The 23,116-nt window shown below is 43.6% G+C and carries 21 protein-coding genes; 5 read left to right on the top strand and 16 right to left on the bottom strand.

Features of this window, described 5'->3' with window-relative positions; translation table 11 throughout:
* Positions 1 to 104 precede the first annotated feature (104 nt).
* Positions 105 to 1,646: a glutamate synthase-related protein gene (locus tag KHN79_RS17465; protein WP_182010002.1), complete on the bottom strand. Its 1,542-nt coding sequence runs from the start codon at positions 1,644 to 1,646 to the stop codon at positions 105 to 107.
* Between the two features lie 154 nt (positions 1,647 to 1,800).
* On the opposite strand from KHN79_RS17465, the gene KHN79_RS17460 reads away from it, so the two are divergent.
* The gene (locus KHN79_RS17460; RefSeq protein WP_182010003.1) at positions 1,801 to 2,280 is read left to right on the top strand and encodes a YbaK/EbsC family protein; all 480 of its coding nucleotides are present in this window, start codon (positions 1,801 to 1,803) and stop codon (positions 2,278 to 2,280) included.
* Positions 2,281 to 2,396: 116 nt separating this feature from the next.
* On the opposite strand, the gene KHN79_RS17455 is transcribed toward KHN79_RS17460, so the two are convergent.
* Both KHN79_RS17455 and KHN79_RS17450 read right to left on the bottom strand, forming a co-directional pair.
* Entirely contained in the window at positions 2,397 to 3,089 is a 693-nt protein-coding gene (locus tag KHN79_RS17455; protein WP_182010004.1) for a response regulator, read from the bottom strand.
* Positions 3,086 to 4,660 (bottom strand): sensor histidine kinase, encoded by a 1,575-nt coding sequence (locus KHN79_RS17450; RefSeq protein ID WP_182010005.1) that lies wholly within the window; start codon positions 4,658 to 4,660, stop codon positions 3,086 to 3,088. The genes KHN79_RS17455 and KHN79_RS17450 overlap by 4 nt, the downstream gene beginning before the upstream one ends.
* A gap of 276 nt (positions 4,661 to 4,936) precedes the next feature.
* Between KHN79_RS17450 and KHN79_RS17445 the strand changes: the two genes are divergently transcribed.
* A complete protein-coding gene (locus KHN79_RS17445; RefSeq protein WP_182010006.1) occupies positions 4,937 to 6,340 on the top strand; it encodes an anion permease in 1,404 nt (467 codons plus the stop codon).
* A gap of 140 nt (positions 6,341 to 6,480) precedes the next feature.
* On the opposite strand, the gene KHN79_RS17440 is transcribed toward KHN79_RS17445, so the two are convergent.
* The 9 genes from KHN79_RS17440 to KHN79_RS17390 form a co-directional block, all read right to left on the bottom strand.
* Complete coding sequence (locus tag KHN79_RS17440; protein WP_182010007.1) at positions 6,481 to 7,017, bottom strand: nucleotidyltransferase family protein; 537 nt, start codon at positions 7,015 to 7,017, stop codon at positions 6,481 to 6,483.
* Positions 7,018 to 7,171: 154 nt separating this feature from the next.
* Positions 7,172 to 7,489 carry an antibiotic biosynthesis monooxygenase gene (locus KHN79_RS17435; protein WP_182010008.1) on the bottom strand — a complete coding sequence of 106 codons (318 nt, stop codon included), beginning with the start codon at positions 7,487 to 7,489 and terminating at the stop codon, positions 7,172 to 7,174.
* A gap of 614 nt (positions 7,490 to 8,103) precedes the next feature.
* Positions 8,104 to 8,886 (bottom strand): isoprenylcysteine carboxylmethyltransferase family protein, encoded by a 783-nt coding sequence (locus KHN79_RS17425; protein WP_182010009.1) that lies wholly within the window; start codon positions 8,884 to 8,886, stop codon positions 8,104 to 8,106.
* Between the two features lie 30 nt (positions 8,887 to 8,916).
* Positions 8,917 to 9,774: a class I SAM-dependent methyltransferase gene (locus tag KHN79_RS17420; RefSeq protein ID WP_182010010.1), complete on the bottom strand. Its 858-nt coding sequence runs from the start codon at positions 9,772 to 9,774 to the stop codon at positions 8,917 to 8,919.
* Positions 9,775 to 9,924: 150 nt separating this feature from the next.
* Positions 9,925 to 11,538, bottom strand: a complete 1,614-nt coding sequence (locus KHN79_RS17415; RefSeq protein ID WP_182010011.1) for a winged helix-turn-helix domain-containing protein — start codon at positions 11,536 to 11,538, stop codon at positions 9,925 to 9,927.
* Positions 11,539 to 11,736: 198 nt separating this feature from the next.
* The gene (locus KHN79_RS17410) at positions 11,737 to 12,627 is read right to left on the bottom strand and encodes a hypothetical protein (RefSeq protein ID WP_182010012.1); all 891 of its coding nucleotides are present in this window, start codon (positions 12,625 to 12,627) and stop codon (positions 11,737 to 11,739) included.
* Positions 12,628 to 12,768: 141 nt separating this feature from the next.
* A complete protein-coding gene (locus KHN79_RS17405) occupies positions 12,769 to 13,221 on the bottom strand; it encodes a GNAT family N-acetyltransferase (RefSeq protein ID WP_182010013.1) in 453 nt (150 codons plus the stop codon).
* 131 nt (positions 13,222 to 13,352) lie between these two features.
* Positions 13,353 to 13,598: a hypothetical protein gene (locus tag KHN79_RS17395; protein ID WP_182010014.1), complete on the bottom strand. Its 246-nt coding sequence runs from the start codon at positions 13,596 to 13,598 to the stop codon at positions 13,353 to 13,355.
* A gap of 262 nt (positions 13,599 to 13,860) precedes the next feature.
* Positions 13,861 to 14,331, bottom strand: a complete 471-nt coding sequence (locus KHN79_RS17390) for an ATP-binding protein (RefSeq protein ID WP_182010015.1) — start codon at positions 14,329 to 14,331, stop codon at positions 13,861 to 13,863.
* Between the two features lie 454 nt (positions 14,332 to 14,785).
* On the opposite strand from KHN79_RS17390, the gene KHN79_RS17385 reads away from it, so the two are divergent.
* A complete protein-coding gene (locus KHN79_RS17385; RefSeq protein ID WP_182010016.1) occupies positions 14,786 to 15,427 on the top strand; it encodes an START domain-containing protein in 642 nt (213 codons plus the stop codon).
* 202 nt (positions 15,428 to 15,629) lie between these two features.
* Positions 15,630 to 16,055, top strand: a complete 426-nt coding sequence (locus tag KHN79_RS17380) for a septal ring lytic transglycosylase RlpA family protein (protein ID WP_182010017.1) — start codon at positions 15,630 to 15,632, stop codon at positions 16,053 to 16,055.
* On the opposite strand, the gene KHN79_RS17375 is transcribed toward KHN79_RS17380, so the two are convergent.
* The 3 genes from KHN79_RS17375 to KHN79_RS17365 form a co-directional block, all read right to left on the bottom strand.
* Complete coding sequence (locus tag KHN79_RS17375; RefSeq protein ID WP_182010018.1) at positions 16,056 to 17,090, bottom strand: nitronate monooxygenase; 1,035 nt, start codon at positions 17,088 to 17,090, stop codon at positions 16,056 to 16,058.
* A 418-nt stretch (positions 17,091 to 17,508) separates the two neighbouring features.
* Positions 17,509 to 18,102 carry a cysteine dioxygenase gene (locus KHN79_RS17370; protein ID WP_182010019.1) on the bottom strand — a complete coding sequence of 198 codons (594 nt, stop codon included), beginning with the start codon at positions 18,100 to 18,102 and terminating at the stop codon, positions 17,509 to 17,511.
* A 13-nt stretch (positions 18,103 to 18,115) separates the two neighbouring features.
* Positions 18,116 to 19,537 (bottom strand): alanine/glycine:cation symporter family protein, encoded by a 1,422-nt coding sequence (locus KHN79_RS17365; RefSeq protein ID WP_182010020.1) that lies wholly within the window; start codon positions 19,535 to 19,537, stop codon positions 18,116 to 18,118.
* A gap of 285 nt (positions 19,538 to 19,822) precedes the next feature.
* On the opposite strand from KHN79_RS17365, the gene KHN79_RS17360 reads away from it, so the two are divergent.
* Positions 19,823 to 20,734, top strand: coding sequence for a neutral zinc metallopeptidase (locus tag KHN79_RS17360; protein WP_182010021.1), 912 nt, complete (start codon positions 19,823 to 19,825; stop codon positions 20,732 to 20,734).
* A gap of 259 nt (positions 20,735 to 20,993) precedes the next feature.
* Here the strand turns inward: KHN79_RS17360 and KHN79_RS17355 are convergent, their stop codons facing one another.
* On the bottom strand, positions 20,994 to 22,379 hold the full coding sequence (locus KHN79_RS17355) for an FAD-binding oxidoreductase (protein ID WP_182010022.1): 1,386 nt from the start codon (positions 22,377 to 22,379) through the stop codon (positions 20,994 to 20,996).
* Positions 22,380 to 23,116: the final 737 nt, after the last annotated feature.

Raw genomic sequence — 23,116 nt, 5'->3', positions numbered from 1 at the left:
CTCATTTATAACAGCGTAGTTCATACAACAGATTGCTGATGACTTTTTGGTCAATATTTTGTGATATCTAAAATGGGCGTGGTTTTACCCATTTAGAGTTAACATCAGACCCTATTCACTCCCGAATACTTGATTCCGGATAACCTCGCCATATCAAGATTCCATGTAGCCAAGTCATCGCGGTTGAACTGACTCAATGAGTGATGTCCACACGCTCTCGCCATCACCTGCATTAGCTCAACCGAAGCACGTAAGAAGTTATCTAACTGCTGTGATGATTTCTCGATATCCAGCCGCTGCCTTAGATCGGCATTCTGCGTCGCGATGCCTGCCGGACAGTTGTTGGTATTGCAGATTCGGGCTGCGACACATCCGATGGATTGCATTGCACTATTCGCTATCGCAACGCCATCGGCTCCCAGTGCCATGGCTTTAACAAAGTCCATTGGTACTCTTAATCCACCAGTGACGATTAGAGTGACATTGTCACTAGCGCCCTTCTCGTTTAAATATTTACGAGCGCGTGCTAACGCAGGAATGGTCGGTACGCTAATGTGGTCACGGAACATAGATGGTGCGGAGCCTGTTCCGCCTCCGCGTCCATCAAGAATGATGTAATCTGCACTGGCGTCTAATGCGAACTGGATGTCTTGTTCGATATGGTTAGCACTGAGCTTAAAGCCAATCGGTATCCCGCCAGTAATATCACGAACTCTGTCGGCAAACTTGCGGAAATCTCGTGCACTGTGAAGGTCTTTGAATGTCGGCGGTGATATCGCTGGCTGACCTTCCGGAATACCGCGTATTTCGGAAATTTTGCCCACATTTTTACTGCCTGGCAGATGCCCTCCTGTACCAGTTTTAGCCCCCTGGCCACCTTTGAAATGAAACGCCTGAACACCATGAAGTTTCGATTCTGCATAACCAAATTTAGCACTGGCGAGTTCATAGAAGTACTTCGAGTTAGCGGCTTGCTCTTCCGGTAACATACCACCTTCGCCAGAACATATTCCCGTTCCGGCAAGTTCAGCCCCTTTTGCAAGTGCAACTTTTGCTTCCAGAGACAAAGAGCCGAAGCTCATATCCGAAACCAATAATGGGATATCCAGCTTAAGTGGTTTTCGTGCATTGGGGCCAACAATTAACTCCGTTGCTACAGGGACATCCTCCATCAGAGGTTGTATCGCTAACTGTGCAACCATGATTTGTATCGCATCCCAATGGGGTAACAGATGCCGTGGTACGCCCATCGCAACCATAGGCCCATGACGCCCTAATTTAGACAAACCTTCTCTGGCGAGTTGATGAATAAACTCAAGAGTAGGTTCCTCTTGGGTTGACGTTGCTGTGGGTTTATCGCTTTTCTTTTTCTCTCGTTCGGGGGCTTCGTGCCCTACCTGTTCATCGGTAAACTGATTATGCGTGCCATCGCAAAACGGGGCATTGGAGGTCTGCTTGCAGCAACATAAGTAAGCCTCTTCATCTTTTTCTGCCACAAAACTCATTGGCTTTAAGCCCGTACCAGAATGCGAACCATCACAATAAGGTTGGCTTTTCGAACGACCACAGCGACAAAAATAGTACTCTTTCCCTCCTACTAACTCGACTTTGATTGGTTTATTGTCCGCGATAATTGGCTTACTCATGTTGCCTCCAGTTTTGTTCTGAACCTATCAACTTGCAGGTTTTTAGATAAGCGTAGAACAGAGGCATCAAACCCGGAGAAAATCGTCCCGAAAGGTCACCAGCCCCTGGCATCTCTCCTATACTCTTTATGGATGTTATAGACACGGAGGCTTTATGACGATTGCAACCCGATTCGATCAATATCTCACTGATCACAATATTCATTTCCAGACAGTGAATCACAGCCATAGTCATAGCTCACTTCAAAGTGGTGTATCTGCAGGTATTCCACTAATGAACATAGCAAAAGCAGTGATTCTGGAAGATCATGAAGGTCATCATATGATGGCAGTGTTACCGGCTAATAACAAAATCAGCCTGTCGAGGCTAAACGACGAATTTAACGCGACCTTCCATTTGGTCAAAGAAAGCATGGTGTACCGACTCTTCACTGACTGTGAACATGGTGCGGTTCCCCCAATTGGCAGCCCATACCACATGGCAACTGTGTGTGACGAAAGACTGGCCAACTTGGATGAAGTCTATCTTGAAGCAGGCGATCATGAAACACTGATCAAACTTGACAGAGCGTCGTTCAAAGCATTGATGAACGACTGCAAATTCGTAAGGTTTAGTAGCGAGGTTCTGCACTAATTTAACCTCAGATTTGTAAAAGTCAGACAGTTTAAGGCTCTTAAAGGGTATGCTTTAAGAGCCTTTCATATAGATACCACTGAACATATAGATACCACTGACGTCGATTAATTAAACTAATTTTCTGATAAGTGTTTATTGCGATAAACCCTTGTCGGTCGCCCTACCTTGCCATGCTCTAAGAAAGCAACTAACTCACCCTGTTCTACCGCTTTATCAAGATACCGACGCGCCGTGCTTTTACTGATAGGCAACTGTTCAGAAACACTCGCGGCCGTATGTTCAACATGAACATGGCTAAACAGTTCGATAACCTGACGGTACATGAATGGGTCTAGCCCTGCCAAATCAACCGGATTTGATGTAACCAGATTCGGCTTTCCGGAATGGAATAGATCATCAAGCTGAGACTGACGAAAGCTTCCTTGATTGCTCATATGACTTTTTACTTTTGCAAATCGCTGTAGGCTTTCAGTCAAACGGGAATAATCCACTGGCTTAACCAAGTAATCAAACGCGCCAAACCGGTGAGCTTTCTGCACCGTATCGGCGTCATTGGCCGCAGTTACCAAAATACACTCTGGTCGGTGTTCGCTGCTTAACCAGCGATAAACCAAATCCACACCTTGGCCATCAGGAAGATAGTTATCGACAATCACCAGATCTGGCTGAATTCTTTCTACCAGCTGTTTTGCAATATCGATACTGGCCGCAATTCCCACCACCTGATATTGCTCGACTTGCTCAACAAAATGGTGATGAAGCTCAGCGATATTGGGATCATCTTCAACGATGACGACTTTGATCATGCGACCTCCTTAGGAAAGTACACAGTGAATGCGGTTTCTGACTCGTCGCTGTCAAGTTCCATATGGCCGACTCCCTGCTCAACTATTGAACGCACAATGTGCATACCGACACCATGTTCAGATTTACTTTGTTTGGTCGTAAAGCCAAGTTCACACAAGGTATCGAGATCACGCTCAATAATAGGGCCATTGTTCATAACCTGAATGGTATATTCATTCTCAGATTCTGAAATACGAATATCTATTCGGCCATTATCTCTGCCTTTAACTGCATCTAATGAGTTTTGCGCTAAGTTACCTATCAAGCCGCACAATTGCTCTTCTGATAAACGTTTTGACAGACGACTTAAATCGCTTTGACAATCAACACTGAAAGCAACGCCAAGTTCATTAGCTTTACTGGCTTTAGCCAGAATCAGTGCCGATAGCGCTGGCCTATAATGCAGAGCATATAACGAATCGAGTTGAGACTGGCTGGCTCTCGCTTGCGACAAACAAACTGATAATGCCTTTTCATACGCGCCCATTTGCAACAGGCCTGAAATGGTAGAGAGTTTATTTTGATACTCGTGCCGCGTGACTCGCATGTTCTCCATATATTGAGTCACCTGACTGATTTTTTCTGACAGGACGTGCATCTCATTTTGGTCGCGCAAACTGAATACCGCACCATAAGGTTCGCCCAGAGAAGTGCGTAACGTAACGCGGTTAACAACAAGGTTTTTACCATTTACGCGAATTAACCCATTAATGTAATCCTCTCCGTCAAGAGAGAAGCTCCCCGGGTTATCGATTCGGTCTTTAAACTCCCCGCCCACCGATTCACTATAGCCCAGCATGGAACGGGCTGAATCATTAATTAGATATAATTGCCCTTGTGAGTTTATCGCTACCAAGCCTTCGTAAGTGGCCTCTAACACACCTTGATACGTCTTTAATGCCTGCTTAAGCTGCCACGGTTCCATCTCTTGCATTTGCTTTCTGACATAGTGCGAGAACTTCCAGGATAACCAGATACAGATACATACCGCGCAGAGTCCGATGACAAGTAAAGGTATGAGACGTTCGCTGGTCCATAAATCGAGCGTGTCTATCAGATAGCCAACTTTGATCATGCCAATGACATTGCCGTCACCGGAAAAAATGGGTGAAATATAACGAATGGATGGCCCCAGTGAGCCTACGCCATACGACAAATAGGACTCACCACTGCTTAATGCCCTCTCAATATCACCACCTGTGACGTGCAGACCGATACGCTCTTCTACAGGATGTGCCAGCCTTATACCGTCTATGTCACTGACGGTAATAAAGTCGGCATCACTCACTGCCTGAACCGCATTAATGATTTGCGAGACCGCATCTGCACTACCTGACTGAACTGCGGTAACAAGGCTTGGTAATTGTGATAACTGCTGTGACTGAACCTGAGCGCGCAAACTGATTTGCTGCGTCAGTGTCTCGTCCAGCTGGTAAGCACTGTAGCCCCACCAGCTCAACATCCCTAGAAGCATCACGCCACTGAGTAGCACGGCCAGTTGTTTGGTGAAGGAAAATGATGTGAATGACACGACAGGAATCCCTAAAATTGCTTGGCTTAATTCTACCGTAATTCACCTGTGATTATCGGCCAAAACGCAACAAAAATTGATCTACATCCCGCTGACGATTTTTATAAATTTAATTAATTTAATGCGTTTTTTCTCAGGCAATTTTCAGCGAGAAGTTGCCTTCACATGCAAGTCAAACACGTATTCTAACGACTCTTTAATGAAATTGATTTGACTCAGTTTTCTTATACATCCGAACACTATGATGAACCTAGATTTAAACTTGGAGACGGATGTATGAATAATTCCAAAATGAAGATGCTCCTGCTGGTGGCGATAGGCTGTATATTATGGTTTATCCCAACCCCAGAAGGACTCACAGACCAAGCTTGGCAGATGATGGCGATTTTTGTTACCACTGTACTGAGTTTGATCCTCGCCCCTCTGCCACTTGGCGCAATGGCACTAACTGGCTTAACCGCCGCAACATTGCTTGGTGTGTTACCGATTAAGACCGCACTAACCGGTTTTGCCCACCCTACTATCTGGATGATTGCAGCTGCGTTTTTCATCTCGCGTGGTTTTATCACTACAGGGTTCGGGCGCCGCGTCGGCTACTGGTTTATCGCACGCTTAGGGCATAATTCACTTGGCCTTGCTTATGGTCTGGTGTTAACTGATTTGCTTTTTGCTCCGGCGACTCCAAGTACCACAGCACGTTGTGGTGGCATCATCTCTCCTCTCTTCCGTTCTGTTGCCAGCGCATACGATTCCGATCCTGAAAAAGGAACAGAAAACCGTATTGGTGCATTCTTGGTTCAGTGTATTTTCCAATGTAATGCTATCACTTGTGCCATGTTCCTCACCTCAATGGCAGGTAACCCTCTGGCTGCGAACTTTGCAGCTGAGCAAGGTGTTGAGATCACCTGGGCTGGCTGGGCTGCAGCAGCGATAGTACCGGGATTACTGTGTTTGTTCCTGATCCCACTTGTTATGTATGTAGTGTTCCCGCCTGAGTTGAAGAAAACACCAGAGATGCGTGAAATTGCCCGTCAGAAACTGGCAGAAATGGGCAGCATGACGCGTGATGAAATCATGGTAGGTATTACCTTCATCGGCATGGTATCACTGTGGGTTCTTGGCCCTACTTTAGGCATTCACTCAACAGTCACTGCACTATTGGGTTTAGTGTTCCTTCTCTACACTGGCACCATAAAATGGGATGCCGTACTTGGAGAGAAAGAAGCATGGCACACTATCACGTGGTTCGCTGTTTTGGTAATGATGGCTGCACAGCTGAATAGCCTTGGCTTTATCGGTTGGTTCAGCCAATCTATCAGCGAGTCTCTGTCTGGCTTTGGTTGGGTAACGACTGTCGTTATTCTGCTGCTTGTTTACTACTACAGCCACTATTTGATGGCGAGCGCCATGGCGCACATCAGTGCGATGTACTCAGCTTTCCTTGCGATTGCGATTTCTGCCGGTGCGCCACCTATGCTGGCTGCTATCGTATTAGGTATTTTCAGTAACCTGTACATGTCAACAACCCACTACTCTTCTGGCCCTGCACCGATTCTGTTCGGCGCTGGTTACCATAGTTTGCAGAGTTGGTGGAAAATTGGCTTCATTTTCTCACTCATCGTTATCCCAGTGTTTATCTTTGTGGGTGGCGCATGGTGGAAACTGCTCGGCCTTTGGTAAGTTCTTAGCTCCCCCCCACTAAGACAAACCGCCTTAACTTTGTGCTGAAACTTTATTAGGGATCTGAACGACAGATCCCTTTTTATTTATCTTAATAAAATCATAAGTTTAGAAAATCACCTAGGGACATTACACACTTGTTATGGCGCAATTCTCAACGATGGCCACCGAACTAACCAACCTTTTGAACTTACACGATTGTCAAAGATTTCTCGTAGCCTTTTGGGATTATGTGTGAGGCAATAACTAAATAGGGTTTCAAACCCGAAGGCAGCAACACACTCGTACTGATTTAATCCAACCTGACGCACTGCGACCGCTGTTTCTTTTTCAGGCCAGTAACTCATTGCATCCACTGAGCTTTGATAAGGGTTGTCACCATTGCTCTCATGCATTGTCGCTTGATTACGTACTTGCCAGTTAAGCTGGGGCATACGAGCTTTTAGTTGCGCTTCATACTCCAAATAGGCATTGGGATTATATTCTGTTGGATCAAAGTAGATGACATCCACATCATTTAAGGGAGTAGATACTTTGAAGCCATGCAGTGAGTCCCAAACTAAATTTCGAACAAAACCCGCTGCGATATAGCACTGTGGCAAACCTAATTCAGAAACATAGCTGAGCGCCTCAACTCTGATTGGATCTTGTTTTATCAGTTCTATGATTTTGTCCATTTTCGCCCTGCACCATAAAGCTTTGTTAAGAGGAGGGGAAATCCAATACCGAAGCTTCCTCAAACGTAATTAAACGCTAAATTCAACGCATGGTAACAATGCCACGCGTTGCGAATCACTCTTACAGTTTGTCATACCCACCGTTTTTTAGTGCCTAGATTCCATAATCACGCTCGACTAGCGAGATACGCACTTTGAATGAGTCATACCATGACTCGCGCCCGATTTTTTGAGCTTCTAAATGTTCCGCATTTTCCTTCCATTTTTTAATGGAGGCCAAATCTTTCCAATATGAAACGGTTATCCCCACTTCTTCTCTAGCCGATTCCACACCAAGGAAACCTTCTTCAAGCTCTGCTAAACGAAGCATTCTATCCGCCATTTCTCCATACCCGTTGTCATCTTTAGTTCGAACAGAGGTAAAGATGACCGCATAGTATGGAGGCTTAGGAGTCTGAGCTATTTGAGACATGATAATTTCCTTCGAGGTAACTAGAACAATCCATTCAGATATAAGTACCCTACACGACGAAGATATTTGATCAACAAACTTAGCCCTTTTTATAGGAAAGGTATAGCCGCGTTGAGGTGAGCAAGGCAATAACGATGCCACCGTATATAACCTTAAATACTAAACATAACGCATAGTAAAAATGCCACTCGTTACGAATCAGTCTTAAAGCGTGTGTCTGGGCATTTTCCTTCGTGTTACGCCAGAGCTCGTTAACCACATTAGTCGTAGCTTCAATAACTTCCAAGACATAAGCCAGTGAACTTCTAGGTGGACTCTAGAAAATTGAAGCGAATTTAAATTGAGGTTTTTGGCAACAATTCTAAGCTACTTACTATGCAGATTCTCCTCTAAGTGCTCAGCATTGTGAACAATGAGATTCCTGATATCTCCTGCTTCGACGACTTTGTCCATTTATTGCCAATCAACTGTAATTCGGATTTTTTGGCGAATGGCTAACATACACTACTAATTATTGAAGATAATAATGAGTTAGTTCTAAAAGGTAGTAATAACTCAATGGGGCAGCTCCATCATTAGCTTTGCCCCATTCGTTACCTGTACTCACATGAAATTTAATAAATATATGGAATAAAGCAGGCGACTTTTGCTTTATATTTTCGGTAAGTACCACCAAATTGTTGGCGTAAATCTCGCTCTTCGAAGCGCATTCCAATAAACGTGTAAACAGTAAACAACAGCGCCAAGAAAAAGCGTGAACCGGACATTTCAGGCACCGACCACAGCAGGAGCAGAAATCCAAGCATCATAGGGTGGCGACTGTAGCGATACATAAAGCGATTGGTGAACGCAACGGGTGTGTAAGGAAGCTTTCTAAAATATAAGTAAACCTGTCTTAACCCCATTAATTCAAAATGATTGGTGACAAACGTTGCCAGCAACAAATAGAGAATTCCCAGCAAGTAGACCGTATAAAGCGTACAGTAAGCCACCTGATTTTTCACCTGCCAAACAACGCCCGGTACCGATTGCCAAAAGTACAGAACAACACAAGTCACCAACCCAGACATCAGTATAAAGGTTGAGCGCTCTGCCGCTGCTGGCACATAGGCTGTTAACCATTGTTTAAACTTAGCTCGTGCCATAATAGTGTGTTGTAAAGCGAATAAGGCGACTAAAACAACATTAACCGCTATCGACAATAATATTGAGTCGGCTTTCCAGTGACTTAGGCCAACAGGTGCAAAAGCGCCTGCCCCTAATATCAACCAAAATAAACCGAAACAGCCAACTGCATAAGCAAACAGTCCGTATGCTAAAACCCCCACTCGCTTGCCGCTATCACTAACACTTGAACATAATGGTGCTTGCTGTGTCATTTCATGAGTGCTTTTCATGATCGCTTCCTCTTTAATTCGGTGTCTTAATTACGCTTTTTGAATAACAATTTCCAAATACTCTGACGGCACAACCATGCCACCGGTTTGGTCGCGGTTAAACCGTGCAATCAATGCGTGAATACCTCGTTCTAAATCGGCGGCCTGTGTTTCACCTAATGCGGCAAACGCTTTATGTACTGGACCGTAATATGAACGGAACAAATCGATAAAGTGCTGCGGTGAGTGATACCGAAAATTAAACTCTCTTAATCGATAGGTAATTTCACTGGCTTGGCTTTTAAACTGTTGGTCAATAAAATCACGCGTGCCCCAAAGTGCGGGTGATTTCACCCCAGCAGGCGGTGCGATATAACTGCCAATTAATTTAAAGAGTTGGCCAACAAAGCCTTCGGGCGTCCAATTCACTAAGCCAATTTTGCCATTCGGCTTGCAAACTCTAATAAGCTCTGCCGCGCTTTGTGCTTGGTTTGGGGTAAACATGACACCGAAAGTAGAGACAACATTATCAAAGCTATTTTCACTAAACGGTAACGATTCAGCATCTGCAAATTGAAAGCTAACATCTAGCCCTTCTGCTTGTGCCCGTTGTTTCGATTTTACCAGTAATGCTTCGACGTAATCGGTTGACACAACATTACAAAAACGACGCGCGGCAGCTAATGTTACGTTACCGTTACCTGCCGCAATATCTAACACTGATTGCCCGGCTTTTACATCCATCGCTTCACAGAGTTGCTCACCAGTGATTTGCAGTGTCACGCCAATTTGGCCGTAATCCCCAGAGCCCCATGTCGCGCGTTGCTTTTCTTTGATTGTGTCATAGTTAACCGTGTTACTTAGATTAACTGTCGCTTGGTTTGCGTTTGAGTCGATTGTATTTAACATGATATTTCTCCTGATTGTTGTTTAAGACTATGTTGTCTTTACAGGAGCAATAATAGAATTGACCGCTAGCACTTACTTGAAGATAGCTTGTAGGTTTTATGGGGATTCTGTGGGGATTAATTAAGCTATTAAAATTTATACCTTTTATATTTATATCAAAAGTTCGTATTGCTGCATCTTTGCCATTTCTTCGGGTTTTACAAAACGGCTAATATCATCCATGCATAATTGGGGGCGAATTCGTCTTGCATCTTCGATGGCTTTTGCCGCTTCAACGGGTTGATCGGCTTGCGCTAAGGCTATGCCAAGTACAATCCGCGGTAAAAAAATCTTATCATCAAAAGCACAAGCGTTTTGAGCGACCTCGATGGCTTCCTCTAACCGACCATAGCTAAGTAAACCTCTCGCTAACAAGGCCCCCCAAGCACCAATGCGATTATCGCGAGGGCTAATGCGGATGCCGTGATACATGTGGTCAAAGCCTTGTTCTTCACCTATTTGTAATTGTGCAGCGCCAAGTGCCGCCCAACCTTGCGCATTGCTCGGGTCAATTTCGACGCAGCGCTTAAGCAATTTAATGCCTCTAAAATAATCGCCCATATCGGCGAACGCGCAGCCAACATAGCCCAGGACATCAGGATCTTGACTATCAAGGGCAATGGCTGTTTCAGCGGCGGCTAACGCCTCTTCTTGCCAGCCACCATGATTGACCAAACCCACTAAATGACCAATAGCCAAGATCAGCGATAAATATGCGTGAGCAAACGCTAGCTCAGGATCTTTAGCAATCGCTTGCCGTAATAAGTCGGCACACTCTTTAAACGTTTCTTCACTCCACCCTTTTAAACCCAGTACAGCATGACCTTGACGGTAAAGCTCCCAAGCGGCTAGGTCAACCTGACGGCGTTGGCGCAATGATGCAAATTCAACGCGATTAATTTCAGGTTCAATGGCTGTGGTAATGTTTAAGCTGATATCTTCAAATTGCTCTGTCAACTGTTCTAGCGGTAGGTTTTTTCTTACCCCCCAAAGCACACGATCACCACTGACATCGACTAATTTAACCGACAAGGTTACTTTATCACCGATACTCATCACAGAGCCGTCAACGACATATTGAGCGCCTAATTCCTCTGCAATACTATTGTGGCTGGTATGATTGGCACGATAATAAGCACCAGTATTGCGCGAAGTCACCAAAAAACCCGGCGTTCTAGCAAGGTGAATATTAATTTCTTCGTAAAGGGTTTCAGCAAAAAACGTGACGATATCAGCGCCAATACATTCAAATGGCAATACCGCGATCACAAGTCGCTTATCTGGCGCTAAGTTGCGTATAGGAAACAAACAAACGCTACTGCCTTCTTTACTAGCAGCAATAGCGCTCTGGCGCAGCGATTCATCAATATTTAGTGTATGAACGCCGTGAGTTGTAGCTACCGCCAGCTCAGCTGCTTGCTCGATTATGGGATAAACAAAATGAATTCCGCGACGGTTTAACGTGGCAATATACTTTTGCTGCTGACCATCATCCCCTAAAACTTTACGCGCCGCTTTAATGCAACTACTGAGCGTTGACTCGCTGATAATTTTGCCAACCCACAAGTTGTCCATTAACTCAGCTTTACTGACAATCCGCTCTCTATTTTGGATAAGATAAGCCAGTAAATTAAACACTTGCGGCTCAATAGCCTGAGTAACGCCATTGGCGCGTAACTGAAAATTAGCGGTATCGAGTTCAAAGCCATCAAATAAGTAAATCATCGCTGCGAGTCATTCCTTTGATTGATCACTAGAGTAAAGCGCACTCTCAAGTTTATGTCTAGCAAGTAAGGCGCTAGCCAAACACAATGTAGCTTAGTACAGTAACTTCAAGATATTGTAGTTAATGACATTCCAACACCAAAAACCACCGCATACCAAAAATGCCACTCATGCTGAATCACTCTTAAATTGTTAGTTTCATTTTTCCAGTAAACAACAATGATATTCTACGATACGCCCCAGCTCACCGGTTTGCTCAGGAAATGTTGATTGTAAGAAACAAAGAGCATCTGCTAACGTGACCTGATGAAGGTTAGACGTATAATTGTATACAAGCGCTTTGGTCGAGTTAACGAACGCCTCCGAGCCATGACTATTCTGGCATTGGTCCCAAAGATTCATGTTGATTTCGTCGTCCGGATCTTCCAAAGGACTGTTCGCCTGTACATAAAGGTTAGAGAGCATTGACTCATACTGACTCTCCGACAAACTATCTTTACAACGTAAAATCCAAGCAAGGGTGATCAAGTTGTGCCCAAAGAAACCAAATTGACTGATACAAGACTCTAGCACTTTGTCGACTTCTACAATGACCCTCTCACTTACCCTGGCTTCATTTTTCGAGAATGTTGAAGTAACAAACTCTGTAAATCGGTCAAGAAATGCGGGGATCTGTTGGCTTTCAAGTTCTGCGTACACACAATTAAGCGCAAGCAAAATTGTTACGTTATGGGAGAGGTACTCTCTAGTAGATGAAGCATCTTTAACATAGTAGGAAAAGATATCTTGAAAACTTTGGGTTTCGTGCCACTGAGACATGGCTTGGTAAGCCGCTGGATAGATACCTCGTTCCAACACTCTTTGAACTCGAAAATCTGAAAATTTTAGTGCTAGAACTGATTCAGACAACACAGCTGTAACTCTAAGTTCACTTTGATCTATTAACTCGCTAGTCTTAATCCAAATATTTTCATCTTTACCAAAACGCTCGTAGAGACGCTTAGCTGACAAGTATGCTTTAAGTGCATGAGGTTGATGAATTGTCGCACTGCTATAAAGTGCTTTTTCAATTAGCTCTCGATCAGTCATTTTTCCTCCATGAAACTAACGCCAGCTTAAGTGGTGAGCAACACTAACACGAAACGTAATTATTGCACCTTAAACATCAAAGCCAAATCAAAACCGCCGAGCGTTAGGAGTCCGTCTTAAGCTCTTTTCCATGTTGTAATGTCAACTTTTCCACCGACACTCTAAGTCAGGAATACCTTCTTCATTTTCACTGTTGCCAGAGCAAACTGAAAAGCCATAAGCACGATAGAAATTTTGAGCTTTTTGATTTACTTCGAACGTTCTTAAAGTAAGTGAACCATTTGACTGCTCTTTAGCTTGGTTCAGTAAGTACGAACCTATGCCCTGCTTTTGGCTATTAGGAGCAACATATAACTGATTGATTTCTGTTTCCGAACTAGCCATAAAGGCAACTGGACGAGAGTTATCGATGCGTACGACAACGAAAACCTGGTAGCTATTGGGTAGAATATGTTCGAGAAAGTAAGCTTGAGATTCAAAGGTATGAACAGGATTTATACCTAAAGCTTCCGTCATTGATTCGCGCCAAAGGGAGGTAACCTCTTTGATATGCTCTGAAGCTAAAGGCTCTATTTTGTAGATACTTAAGTCCATTTTTCTTCCTGAAATATAAAGCCCAATTAAGGAATGAAGCACGCAATGACTAAGCTACAACATAGCACTTCAACACCGAAGCCAACGCATACCAAAACTGCCACGCGTTGCGCCCCCTCTTGAGAAGTTTGTTAAGTGCCAGCCAACAGTTTCGCACCAAGCCCTAAACACAATTGGACAGAAGTCATAGTTACTTCTCGACCAATTGCCTTAGCGCCTTTAGAAAGAGTTTCTCCGATTGTTTGCCTGTGTCCAAGAGAATCAGGCATGAGATTGAGCACTTCAAGCCCTCTAGGAGTTAGTACCACACCTTCAAAATTTATAGGTTTTTTGGTGTTGTCGCACCACAAATAACCTGATTGAACTAACCATTTCATCGTTGACTCGACAACCTTATATTCATAGTCGTCGAGGTTGTTAGTGTGGTCACGATTTTCTGTTCCACTACTATTTTTGATCGCCTCACCGACTTCCCTAGTAGAATTATTAGTTTTTAAGGGGAATTCTTTGTAGCATTGTCCAAAAATACAAGTAACTGCTCTATTGAATGCTTCAATATTTTTAATTAATCACTCCTGGCACGTAACACCGCATTGAGAATCGGCCTTAAACGCTTTGCTATAAGCGCACTCACGTAATTTACAGAACCCAAACCACATTTTCGTCTGAAGTAGGAATTTCAAACCAAGACCAGAATAACTCCAGCATTTCTGGCGTCATCTCGTAAGATTTAGCGTTAAGTTCTGAGTTGCGAACAAATGCCCGCTGCTTGCAAGTATCAAAAGGAACGTCAAGGTAGTGAATTTCACTTTCAACACCTACGCTTGATGCCCAATCAGTAAAAGTATCTCGATCAGTTTTACGCCAGAAACCAAAATCAAAAATAACTGGAACATTTAACGAAAAAAGTTGCTTCGCTGAATCTTTAAATAAATCCTGTAGAGTAGCCAAGCGACTATCAAAAACTTCACGTTCCATGTGCTCACCATATAGGGGGAGCATCCATTCATCAATGGATACTCGAAAAGCTCCATGCTTTTCTGCTAGCGCTTTGGAATATGTAGTTTTACCCGAACCAATAAAGCCACATATGAAGTAGATTTTGGTCATATTTCCTCCTTAGCTTATTACGCTTTTATACGGACTTTAGCAGCCTTCCCAATTACAATTCAATTGATAATCAACAGCTTACTTAGATGAAATGGATGTTAGATTGTAAAATGACGCATAATTTTAAAAGCTTACATCGGATAACCTTAAGGTAAGGGAAACTTTCATCCGAAATAAGTTAAATAGCTTCAGTGAAAACAAAAAATGGGGCAAAATCGATTTAGTTATTTGGCTCTAAATCGTCTTTAGCGAGTGGCATAGCAGCATTTCCGTGAGAACTTTTCTGACCAACGCTATGAGATGACAGTAAGGTAACCTAATCGCTCATAGTTGTGCTCTAAGATGAATGTTTCAAGCGCACGGCGGCTAATCTAGTATTAGTCCATACTTTTTGTATATAGCAGACCAAATTGCATAAGCTTGATATCATGGCAGTTTTGCAAGTAAGGGAATCATGACAAATTTACGAGTTAGCTTACTTATTATGTCAGTTTTAGTCTCAGGTAAAGCGAGCGCGGTAGCGGACAACTACTGGCAGTTTGTAAGCAATGATGACGGAATAACCATTTACACGCACGAGCATAAAAAAGGCTTAGTTGAGATTCGTGCTCAGATGTTTACTCCGACATCTTACGGCGCATTTTTAACACTACTGGAAGATAGTGACAATGTTCCGAATTGGGTTGATAACGCAAGCCATAGTCGAGTCCTACAACAAATTTCAGCAACTGAAAACATCGTCTATACGCAATTTTCCGCTCCATGGCCGGCCAAAAATCGAGACATGGTTACCTATTCTAAGTATTGGCTCGATGAACTAGGATTCACGTTAAAAATCAAAGACGCGCCAGAATCAACGCTTGCAGAGCAAAGCGGCTATATTCGTATTCACTCCGTTGATGCCATGTGGAAATTACAGAAACTTAGCAATGGTACTACATTTATTGAGCATAAAGCATTTGCTGACCCAGGTGGAGCACTGCCAATTTGGTTAGTAAACAAGCTCTCTAAACAGAGTGCCCGAGCAACATTTACCAAATTGAGAGAGCAACTGCCTAAATACCAGCAATACTCCCACCCAAATATAAGTGAGTGAGTTTAGTACGTACTGAGAAAATTGATTTAAGGTTAAAGCGCTAATTTCACATGCAAGATTTTTCTTACACATGACCAAACTAAATGTAGTTCATGAAAAAATCAGCAATCGTATTGGATGAAAGCTTTTACCTCATTCGATTTGTTACTGTCTCATTGTCATGGTGGTAATACCCGCCAATTTACATAACAATCTAAAACCCATGAAAAGATTAAACCTCATTTTTATAGCTTTTATCCTTAATTTGTTAGCCGGATGTTCTTCAACCTTAGCTGTAGACCTCGATCAAACAAATGGCTACTCAAAGTCACATGAGCTTATTGGAAAAGCGTCATGGTACAGTAATAAGTTTCACGGCAAACGCACTGCTAGTGGTGAGCGGTATAACAAAAGCGCTTATACAGCGGCTCATAAAAGCTTACCTTTTGGAACCATCGTAAGGGTTACAAATACAGCCAACTCCAAAACGGTAGATGTCAAAATCAATGATCGAGGTCCTTTTGTGAAAGGTCGGGTCATTGATCTTTCACAAAAGGCATTTGAGCAAATAGGCAACATCAAAGAAGGCGTAGCGCCGGTTAAAATTGAGATTATTAATGATACGAATACCTTTAGGTATAAGCACTAGCTAGTACTTTCCGGCAAGTTGAAGCGTTAATTCTTTTGCCGAAACCTCTGTGCACCCTTGAGTGTTTTGGCCACACCACAACGGAGAAAAACCATCCATTCCTTGTTTTTCGGCTCTATGACGTAATTGCGACATTTCGATTGAAGCGTACGGAAACTCGGGGGCCAGTGCACTCATATAACCCAGTTCGTCCATAGCACGATTCACAATGCCCCGAGCTGGTTTACCAGAAAATATGTTGGTTAAGGCTGTGTGCGATGCTTTATCACTCTTTATCGCCTGCTTATGTATCTCTGATGTTTCCGCTTCTGTGCACAATAAATATGACGTACCAACTTGCACTGCGCAGGCACCTAGTTGCAAGCAAGCATTTACACCTTTGTGATCACTTATACCACCGGCAGCTATGACGGGAACATTGACCCGATTAACAACCTGAGAAACAAGAGAAATTAGCCCTATTTGAGTTGAAACGTTATCAGATAGAAACATTCCCCTGTGCCCTCCCGCCTCTAGCCCTTGTGCTATGATTCCGTGGACACCTCGCGATTCCAACCAAACCGCCTCTTCCACAGTGGTAGCAGATGACACAACCTTTGTTCCCCAGCCTTTAACTCGTTGCAATAGATCTTTATCTGGCAACCCAAAATGAAAACTAATGAATTCCGGTGAAAAAGGTTCTATTGCGTCGGCTATATCATGACTAAAAGGTACTCTGTTACTACCTGCGGAAAAGTCAATTTCAACGCCCAACTCAGTAAAGAATGGTTTGAGCGTATTTCGCCAGGACGTTTGTCGATTTTCATCGTAAGGACTCGTTTCATGACAGAAAAAATTAAGATTATATGGAGCGTGAGTTGATGCTTTAATTAATTCAATCTCGCTGATAATTTTTTCCGTATTCAACATACCGCAGGGTAAAGACCCTAGCCCACCAGCTTCACTGACGGCAATCGCTAAAGCACTTCCTTGAACTCCAGCCATAGGAGCTTGGATGATAGGTAAATCCGTACCTAATAATTCCTTATAGTTCATAGTATTCCTTGACTAGATATAATGTTAACGACTACTTAAACACGCTTTTCTTCATTGCACGCTAAACACTAAGAGTAACATATAACTTAAAATCGACACGTCAGGAGTCACTACTCAACTTCTTGTCAGGCGGAACATAAACTGTCCCTATAAATGGAGGCAGGACGAAAGCCCCCCACAGCTATGCTCCTGAGTGTAATCTTAAATGAAGATTATGGTGGCTTGTTCAATCAACGTATTGGTTGCGAGCGGTGATTTCAATACAAGCCCTACATGAGGCACAATTCTGTAAGAGAAATAGACATTTGGGACCAATAGCGCAATCTGTCACTGTTTTAAAGGATTGACTGAATCACTGTAAAACTATCTATGAGCAACTGGTTAGCCTGACTAGGCTATATCATTAACTGAACACGGCCTATTCCGCTGACCGATCCCAAATATTTGGAATCACGTTGTTTGAGTATCCGGAAATGAAGAGCTTTCTCTTTCCAGTTTCTGCTTCATACATATGACGCTTAACGGCTCCAATATTGGCACCGTAAATGTGAATACTAAGTGACGTAAGATTTGAATGGGCGTTAGACACCTTGTGAATATCTCCGATATGCGGTGACACTAAGTCGATGTCACCGCAGTGGAGTTGATGTTTGCCGATTGGCTTTAGCTGATCCGATTCAGAATCCAGACAGAATTCCTCGCAAGACTCCGCGCCGCGCATCACTCCTACCATGCCCCACACGGTGTGATCATGCACTGGAGTCTCTTGACCCGGGCCCCATACAAAACTCACCACAGAGAAACGTTCCAAAGGATCACAATACAACAAATACTGCTGATACCGTTCCGGGTTGGGTTGAGCGAACTCATCAGGTAACCAATCATCGTGCCTGACGAGTTCAGATAAGAGTCTCTTACCATCCGAAAAAATACGTTTTTCATCTTGGCCCGCTTGCTCAACCAATTGTGTGAAAGATTGTATGAAGGCCCTTAGCCTAGCTATGTTTGTCATTACTTTCCGTCTGTTACTTTTTCGGCAACCAAGCAGTCCGGTCTATATCCAAATCCGGAAACTCATCTGGGTTGAATTCTGGGTGCTCAGCACCTGCTGCCAGTTTTCTCTTGTAGTCTCTCAATAGACGCATTGCCGTCGGGAATAGCATGATTAACGCCAGTAAGTTCACAATGGCCAATATACCCATCATAGGATCTGAGAAGAAGAACACTGACGTCGCACCAGGAGCGACCGCTCCAATAAAGACAATAGCAATGACCACGATACGTAAAATATGTACTGACATCTTACTTTGAGACATAAAGGTTAGTGCGTTTTCACCCAGGTAGTAGTTGTAGATAACGGAGCTGAACGAGAACAACAGAATCGCACCAGTCAGATAATATTGCGCCCAATCTCCAAGGTGCGAAACCAAAGACTGTTGAGTAAGTACCACGCCGTCCACGCCTTCTGCTCCCGGAACATAAACATCACCGAGTAAAATAACGAAAGCGGTACAGCTACAGACGATAATGGTATCAATAAATACAGATAGAGACTGAGTGATACCCTGGCTGATTGGGTGTGACACGTCGGCCGTTGCTGCTACGTTAGGCGCAGACCCTAACCCCGCTTCGTTAGAGAACAATCCACGGCGAAGGCCATTTGCCAGTGCGGCCCCCATACCACCACTTACAACCTCTTCAATACCGAATGCATTTTTGACAATAGTGACAACAACGCCCGGGATATCAGTAATGTTCATGATAATAACCAGCAGTGCCAAGGCCACATAAGCAACCGCCATGATCGGTACGATCACGTCGGCGGCTTTTGCGATACGGTGAATACCACCATAAATGATGAAACCAACAATTATCGAGAGAAATATACCAGTATATAAACGATCAATGCCAAGGCTGTCAGCGGCTGCGCCTGCAACAGTATTTCCCTGGAATGCATTAAACCCAATGGCAAAAGAAGCAATCAAACAAACTGCGTATACGTAGGCGAGCCAGCGATAATCTTCTCCAAGACCGTGAATAATCGTTCTCGCGGCACCTCCGCGGAAATCATTCCCTTCTCTACGCTTGTATAATTGCGCCAGAGAACATTCAACCAAACTGGTTGCCATACCGACCAAAGCAATAGCCCACATCCAGAACACAGCACCAGGACCACCTAATGTGATCGCAACCGCAACACCTGCAATGTTACCGCCACCAACACGACCACCAATGGAGAGCAAGAGAGCTTCACGACCAGAGATCGCCTTTTTATCTCCCGTCTGGTTCTTAGCAAGTAAAACCCGGAACATGCGTTTAAAAAATCGGAACTGGACAAAATCAGTTACGATTGTAAAGAAAAGGCCAAATATCACGAGGAACGGAACAAGAGCCCAGCCCCATGTAAGGTCTCCGATCACACCGAAAAAGGATTCAAGTAATTGCATCTTCACTCCTCCAATTCATTGTAGGATTCCTGACTTACTGCCTATATTATTGATAAATATAGCTATGCCATTCTTATTGTTTCTGTCCCATGATAATCGGCACATCTCTTGTACTTTTTCGATAAAACATCATGTAACTACAATGATAGTCACGGAATGTCGGCGAAGGGATAAAGATTGTTCCTGACTGTATTTATTACTGAAGATTGTTTCATAACTGCCACAGCAAAAATGCCCAAAATAGACCACAATGTATTCGTCGACACAGAACAGTAGGGGCAAGACATGAAATGGGACGATAAAGAAAAGAGCTCTAATGTAGAGGATCGCCGCGGACAGCCTGGAGTAAGAAGCTCGGCCGGAATGGGGAAAGGTTTACTTTTTGCGCAGTTGTTTCGGTTTTTACCCTATTTACTCAGAAGTAAAATGGGCCGACTCGTATTACTTGGTGCAGCACTCTTCTTCGGCTACCAAATGTTTATGGGCGGCGGTTCGATGGTCGGGATGCCGGGAATGCCAACTCAGCAATCAGCTAATCCATCACTAACCCCATCAACAGGCAGTACGGGTACACCTACAGATGAAAATGCGCAATTTGTAGCCGCTATTCTGGCTACAACAGAATCGGTTTGGGGTAAGCTACTACCTAACGGTTATGAAGAGCCTATCTTAGTTTTATACAGCGGTTCAACAATGACGGGGTGTGGTGTCGGGCGCGCGGTAACCGGTCCATTCTACTGCCCAGAAGATAGAAAGGTATATTTAGACCTTAGCTTTATGCAGCAATTAAAACAGCTTGGTGCTCCGGGGGACTTCGCTTTTGCTTATGTTATTGCTCACGAGGTCGGACATCACGTACAGACGCTGCTTGGTACCAGTGCAGAAGTAAGACGATTACAGCAACAATCGTCAAAAACTGACGCAAACGCACTGAGTGTTGCTATGGAGCTACAAGCGGACTGTTATGCAGGGGTTTGGGGTTACTATGTAAACAACGAAATGCAAATGTTAGAACCCGGAGATACGGAAGAAGGCATTGCTGCTGCTACTGCTGTCGGTGATGACCGATTGCAAGAAATGGCTGGTCAGGCAGTGTCGCCAGACAATTTCACACATGGTAGTTCAGAACAACGAGTCGCTTGGTTTAAAAAAGGATTTGAAACTGGCGATCCAAACCAATGCCAAACTTTCAATTAATTTATAACTGCTAATTAATTTATAACTGCATCCGTGTTCTGTGGAGCCAGATAAGATCTGGCTTGCCAATCTACAATAAACGCCCCTATTTGAGTGCTCTCAAACAGGGGCGCTTTTTTGACCGAGTCTAAACCAGATTTCAAAATCCCTGTTAAGTAACAGAAAGCCCGTATAAATCAGGTATGGGCTCCTTTCCTTTTAGAGACAAACACACCAGAAAAACCTTAGTACAAGACCCTTCACTCCAGTACAAGATCCATCACTCCGGTTTGATGTTCTGATTCATTCTGAACAGGTTTGTTGGGTCATACTTTTTCTTGATGGCTTGTAAACGTGCAAAGGTTGGCCCATAAGCCGATTCGGTACGATCAGCTTCGTCCTGAGTAAGGAAGTTAATATAAGCACCGCCACTAGCATAGGGTTTGGTTTTCTCAAAGAAATCACGCGCCCACGCAATACACTGGTTATCTTCACTCTCGGACTCCCAGCGACCATGAACATTAAGAACGTAGGTTGCATCACGGCTGGAATACGCCATCGATTCCGGTGCCGGACGTGAAGCGACACACCCGAGAGAAGCGATAAAAATCTCGCAGTGCGGCGATGGTAACTTACCTGCAAATTCTATTGCCGCATCGATGACGCTATCGCTCAGTTCAGTAAAGTTATGTGACTTCCAGTAGTTACGGGCACCGGGTGTAAGTAGCGGATCAAAAGCTTGTTGCCATGCTGCGAATGGTTGTACTCCAACGTGTTCGCCATATGGTTCACCAAACGAACGAAGTGGCTCAATCAGTTTTTCGCCTTCGGCAGGGTCTCCTGCATAACAGATAGCGAGAACGACCACTTCTTTTCCGTGAACACTTTCAGGCAAGAAAGGCAAAGGTGGCGCTTTACGGCTGACCATCCAGACGCTAAGTTCTTCCGGTGCCGTCTCAGTAAATTTAGCGAACTGACTGATAACCGATTTAGCCTGGCTAAACGGGAATACGATGAGGCCGCTTAATACTTCAGGACCTACGGGGTGAAGCTGGAACTCAAATTGAGTCACAATACCGAAGTTACCCCCGCCCCCTCTTAAAGCCCAAAACAGATCTTCATTTTCTGTCTCGCTGGCGAGCACCTGACGTCCATCAGCAGTAACCACGTTTGCGGATACTAAGCTATCGATCGTCATACCATACTTGCGGCTTAGCCAGCCAAACCCACCACCCAGTGTCAGACCAGCAATGCCCGTTGTTGAGTTAATACCAACAGGCATCGCCAGACCGTAATTCTGTGTTTTCGCATCAATGTCACCGAGCGTACAACCCGGCCCTACAATAGCCTTTTGTGCTGATGGATAAACCTGTACCTCGTTAAGAAGGGATAAATCAATCATTAAACCATCATCACAAACTGCGTTACCAGCAATGTTATGTCCTCCACCCCGCACGGAGATGAGCAAATCGTTATCACGAGCGAAGTTTACTGATTGAACAACATCATCTGCAGTCTTACACCGCGCGATCATTCCGGGCTTGCGATCAATCATCGCATTCCAAATTTGTCTTACTTCGTCATAAGAAGGATCATCTGGCAAAATTACGTCGCCGCCAAATTGCTTTTTAAATTCTTCTACTTTTGCGTTTTCTATACTATTCATACAAGTTGCCTCTCACGTTTACATGAGCATTGGCGAAAATTTACTAGTAAAACGCTAAAGCTCACTATATTTAAACGCTTGTTTAGAGTAGCTAAACTTAAGTTCATACAATCTGCCTTTCATATCTCTATATATTGATAAAAAAGTAGATCATACGTTTTCAAAACAGACGTAATAGCCAAATGAATATTGCTAAAAATTAGCCTTAAAAGACGTCCAAGCGGCTTTAAAGGTAACAACATTTATGGAGCTAATATTCTAATTTGCTTTTACGACTACCCTTACAAAAACGTTTAAAGTGTATGAGCTAATTAAACGCTTGATGCAGAAAAGACGTCTCATTACTAATAATTCTAACAATTAAATGTTAAATGGCTTAGTAAACCATGAGTTATAAAGTGCCCAAAAGGCTCAAGTTACTCCAAAGTCACGGCTAATCAACAAACTAGATCAGCTTTTGATATCAGCAAACGCGTCTCTATATCAGTGGATTGATTACTTTTGGCAGTCATACTCTCTCCTGCTTAAGTTCTATCTGATCGAAAACTTGAATATGCCTAAGCAGGATATAAAGAGTACAGACCCGAGTTAATAGATTTCTAATATCATATAAATAATAACAACCAGTATTAAGTTGATTATTATCACCAAAGAATAAATCGTGGATTAAATAATTTAGTCATAACCATAAAAGCAATAGTCAGAACATCCAATTAGTGACGTAAATCACTAATAAA

It is taken from the genome of Vibrio sp. B1FLJ16 (genome assembly GCF_905175385.1).
Lineage (GTDB): Bacteria > Pseudomonadota > Gammaproteobacteria > Enterobacterales > Vibrionaceae > Vibrio.
The sequence above is the reverse complement of the archived record's forward strand: the minus strand, read 5'-3'. Positions and strand labels throughout refer to the sequence as shown.

Excerpts from the sequence above, each read along its gene's own strand:
- KHN79_RS17465 (WP_182010002.1), bottom strand. The coding sequence starts at position 1,646 with ATGAGTAAGCCAATTATCGCGGACAATAAACCAATCAAAGTCGAGTTA.
- KHN79_RS17460 (WP_182010003.1), top strand. The coding sequence starts at position 1,801 with ATGACGATTGCAACCCGATTCGATCAATATCTCACTGATCACAATATT.
- KHN79_RS17455 (WP_182010004.1), bottom strand. The coding sequence starts at position 3,089 with ATGATCAAAGTCGTCATCGTTGAAGATGATCCCAATATCGCTGAGCTT.
- KHN79_RS17445 (WP_182010006.1), top strand. The coding sequence starts at position 4,937 with ATGAATAATTCCAAAATGAAGATGCTCCTGCTGGTGGCGATAGGCTGT.
- KHN79_RS17440 (WP_182010007.1), bottom strand. The coding sequence starts at position 7,017 with ATGGACAAAATCATAGAACTGATAAAACAAGATCCAATCAGAGTTGAG.
- KHN79_RS17435 (WP_182010008.1), bottom strand. The coding sequence starts at position 7,489 with ATGTCTCAAATAGCTCAGACTCCTAAGCCTCCATACTATGCGGTCATC.
- KHN79_RS17425 (WP_182010009.1), bottom strand. The coding sequence starts at position 8,886 with ATGAAAAGCACTCATGAAATGACACAGCAAGCACCATTATGTTCAAGT.
- KHN79_RS17420 (WP_182010010.1), bottom strand. The coding sequence starts at position 9,774 with ATGTTAAATACAATCGACTCAAACGCAAACCAAGCGACAGTTAATCTA.
- KHN79_RS17415 (WP_182010011.1), bottom strand. The coding sequence starts at position 11,538 with ATGATTTACTTATTTGATGGCTTTGAACTCGATACCGCTAATTTTCAG.
- KHN79_RS17410 (WP_182010012.1), bottom strand. The coding sequence starts at position 12,627 with ATGACTGATCGAGAGCTAATTGAAAAAGCACTTTATAGCAGTGCGACA.
- KHN79_RS17405 (WP_182010013.1), bottom strand. The coding sequence starts at position 13,221 with ATGGACTTAAGTATCTACAAAATAGAGCCTTTAGCTTCAGAGCATATC.
- KHN79_RS17395 (WP_182010014.1), bottom strand. The coding sequence starts at position 13,598 with ATGAAATGGTTAGTTCAATCAGGTTATTTGTGGTGCGACAACACCAAA.
- KHN79_RS17390 (WP_182010015.1), bottom strand. The coding sequence starts at position 14,331 with ATGACCAAAATCTACTTCATATGTGGCTTTATTGGTTCGGGTAAAACT.
- KHN79_RS17385 (WP_182010016.1), top strand. The coding sequence starts at position 14,786 with ATGACAAATTTACGAGTTAGCTTACTTATTATGTCAGTTTTAGTCTCA.
- KHN79_RS17380 (WP_182010017.1), top strand. The coding sequence starts at position 15,630 with ATGAAAAGATTAAACCTCATTTTTATAGCTTTTATCCTTAATTTGTTA.
- KHN79_RS17375 (WP_182010018.1), bottom strand. The coding sequence starts at position 17,090 with ATGAACTATAAGGAATTATTAGGTACGGATTTACCTATCATCCAAGCT.
- KHN79_RS17370 (WP_182010019.1), bottom strand. The coding sequence starts at position 18,102 with ATGACAAACATAGCTAGGCTAAGGGCCTTCATACAATCTTTCACACAA.
- KHN79_RS17365 (WP_182010020.1), bottom strand. The coding sequence starts at position 19,537 with ATGCAATTACTTGAATCCTTTTTCGGTGTGATCGGAGACCTTACATGG.
- KHN79_RS17360 (WP_182010021.1), top strand. The coding sequence starts at position 19,823 with ATGAAATGGGACGATAAAGAAAAGAGCTCTAATGTAGAGGATCGCCGC.
- KHN79_RS17355 (WP_182010022.1), bottom strand. The coding sequence starts at position 22,379 with ATGAATAGTATAGAAAACGCAAAAGTAGAAGAATTTAAAAAGCAATTT.